Origin of the sequence: Pseudomonas sp. R62, assembly GCF_000257605.1 — a bacterium.
In the GTDB taxonomy this organism is placed as follows: Bacteria; Pseudomonadota; Gammaproteobacteria; order Pseudomonadales; family Pseudomonadaceae; genus Aquipseudomonas; species Aquipseudomonas atacamensis.
Genome location: NZ_AHZM01000811.1, coordinates 1 through 2,685, shown reverse-complemented (window position 1 = coordinate 2,685; position 2,685 = coordinate 1). Strand labels below are relative to the sequence as shown.

3 protein-coding genes are annotated in these 2,685 nt (G+C 60.3%); 1 reads left to right on the top strand and 2 read right to left on the bottom strand.

The genetic code is table 11. The annotated features are described in order from the left end of the window. Nucleotides 1-593 (top strand): aminotransferase class III-fold pyridoxal phosphate-dependent enzyme (locus tag OQK_RS00115; RefSeq protein WP_016770566.1); only part of this gene is annotated, 593 nt, incomplete at its 5' end. Here OQK_RS00115 and OQK_RS00110 read toward each other — a convergent pair. After that, nucleotides 594-785 carry a type II toxin-antitoxin system Phd/YefM family antitoxin gene (locus OQK_RS00110; RefSeq protein WP_016770565.1) on the bottom strand — a complete coding sequence of 64 codons (192 nt, stop codon included), beginning with the start codon at nucleotides 783-785 and terminating at the stop codon, nucleotides 594-596. A gap of 169 nt (nucleotides 786-954) precedes the next feature. Then, a partial coding sequence (locus OQK_RS00105) for an alkaline phosphatase D family protein (RefSeq protein ID WP_016770564.1) occupies nucleotides 955-2,685 on the bottom strand: 1,731 nt, incomplete at its 5' end.

Sequence of the window (2,685 nt, the reverse complement as noted above, 5' to 3'; positions counted from 1 at the left end):
GTTATCTCAAGGCCCTGCGCGACCTGTGCAATCGCCACGCGTGGCTGCTGATGCTCGATGAAATCCAGACCGGCATTGGCCGCACCGGGCAGTGGTTCGCCTGTCAACACGAAGGCATCGTGCCCGACGTCATGACTCTGGCCAAAGGCCTCGGCAATGGCGTGCCGATCGGCGCCTGCCTGGCCCGTGGCCGCGCGGCGGACCTGTTTACCCCAGGCAGCCACGGCAGCACCTTCGGCGGCAATCCACTGGCCTGTCGGGTCGGCTGCACGGTGCTGGACATCATCGAAGAGCAAGGCCTGCTGGAGAATGCGCGGGTGCAGGGCGCACGGCTGCTGGAACGCTTGCGCGCCGAATTGGCAGACAACCCGAACGTGCTGGCAATCCGGGGGCAGGGACTGATGATCGGCATCGAGCTGAAACAACCGGTGCGCGACCTGACGCTGATCGCCGCACGGGATCACGGCTTGTTGATCAACGTGACTCGTGGCAAGACCATCAGGTTGCTCCCGCCGCTGACGATTGATGAGCGCGAGGTGGGGATGATTGTCAGAGGGGTCGGGCGGGCGTTGTCGTCAGCCCTATCTGCATAATCACTGCTGCGGAGTGTCTGGTAAGGACAGCGAATTGACTGTCCGCAAAAGTGACTCATAGTCAGTCAGACCTATCATCACAACCGGTTCGGCACCGCGCCTGGTAATCAGCAACGGTTCGCGATCATTGGTTGCTTGGTCCATCGACAAGGCCAGGTGAGCTGTGGTTTTGCTGAAGGTGATGGTTTGCATGATGTAGCCCTGCGAGTGGTCGGTACACAGTGAGGTCGACTGTGATTGCGCCCAGTATCACTCAAGCACTTCGGAGACGTTTCCGAGAGGCTTGTAATCCTTATCAGCGGTAATTGTCAGCAGGTGGAGTGCCCATTGCAGGTACTCCACCAATGCTCAGAGTCTGGCCTCAATCCAGCCCGTCCCCCAACTCCGGCGCCAGCATCCTCGTCTTCACCGCCCCATTCGAGTTGTGCTGAACAATCTCGCTCGGCTGCCCCTGTTCATTGAAAAACACCTGTCCGATCCCCGCCGAATTCCACAGCCGTTCCCCGGCCTCGGCATGTTCCGGCGTATACGGGACGATGCGCATCAAGCGGCGTTTGGTGAACCAGTTCAATGGCGAGCGCGGTGAGTAGAGCCAGCGGTTGAGGCGATCGAACCATTCAAGCAGCGTTGGCGGGAATTCGTTCTTGATGCCGCTGCTGGTGATCTGCCAGATCCGGGGGCCGGCCTTGCGGTGGCGAATCAGGACTTCGTAGACGAAGGAATAATGCACATCGCCGGACAGCACCACGTAGTTCCCCGGTGTGCGCGAGTGTCGGAAAATGTTCAGGATCACCTGTGCCGCGCCGCGATGGGCCATCCAGTTTTCCGCGTCGACCAGCAGCGGATAACCGCACCAGCTGAACACTTTCTGCACAGTTTCAATCAGCTTGACGCCGAAGATCGGCGCCGGTGACACGATGATTGCCGAAGGGTGATCGAGCAGTTCCTGTTGCAGTTCGCTCAAGGCTTCCCAGTCGAGCAGGCCCGACGGTTGCTTGAGGGCCATCTCGCTGCGCCAGCGCCGGGTGCGCGTGTCGATCACCACCAGTGCCGGAGTGCTCGGCAATACGAAATGCCACTGCTGAAAACGCAGCAGCTGATCAATCAGATCATCCTGCACCGGCATGTCCAGATAGCCGTCATCACCGCTGGCGCTCAGTCGTGCGGTTTGCTCCAGCACGTCCTTGAAGGCATCCGGATTGTTGCCCCAGCCCTGACACAACAAATAGGCAATCAGCGCATTGCCAATGATGCGCTTGGAGAACGGATGGCCGTAGGCGGTTTCCTCCCACTGCGCAGAAAGATTCCAGTCATCGGTGATGTCGTGATCATCGAAAATCATCAGGCTCGGCAGATGCGCCAGCGCCCGCGCGACGTTGCCCAGGCCCGCCTTGAAAGCATCGATGCGCGTCTGCTCGAGGTGGTAGCGCTTGCGGCGTTCAGGCGTCAGCGTCGGCGCGCTCGGATTGATCAACGACCACGGCGTCGGCGACCACACCAGCATGTACATGGCCATGACTTCGGCGAACGTCACCAAGTGATTGTCGGCACTGCTGCTGGTAAAAATCGGCTTACGCGCGCCACCGAAAAATCGCTCGCGCAAGGTCTCGTTGCTCTCCAGCGCCGGTAACAAATCCGAACGGTGGTAGTAGCTGGCCGGGTGCTCATAGAGCTTGGCGCTGTCGCTGACCACGGCACCGTCAAGGTGCTCATCGAACAGACCCAGACGCTCGATCAAGGCATGAATCGCCCGCAGCATCGGCCCGGCGACGTCGTCGGCATAGACCTGATCACCGCTCATCATCAGCAACGCCGGACGTCGTTGCGCATCGGTTTCGTCGGCCAGCAATTGATCGACGCAGAGCAAGCCATCGGTTGCCGGATGATGGGGCTTGCGGCAGGAGCCGTGGAGCAATTGATCGATCCGCGAACGCACGACGAGGTTCGCGCAGGTAGCGCCGGGGTAAAGCAGGTGAGGCGCCCACTCAGCCATACCGATGGCGTCGTCGATCAGCAGGTCGTAAGCGCTAAACGTGTCGCAGGGCAGGGCGCTTTCAAGTTGAACGTCGATCAGATGCACGAACGCATGACG

Bases quoted from the DNA above. Each gene is read 5' to 3' on its own strand.
- OQK_RS00110 (WP_016770565.1), bottom strand. From the start codon at position 785: ATGCAAACCATCACCTTCAGCAAAACCACAGCTCACCTGGCCTTGTCG.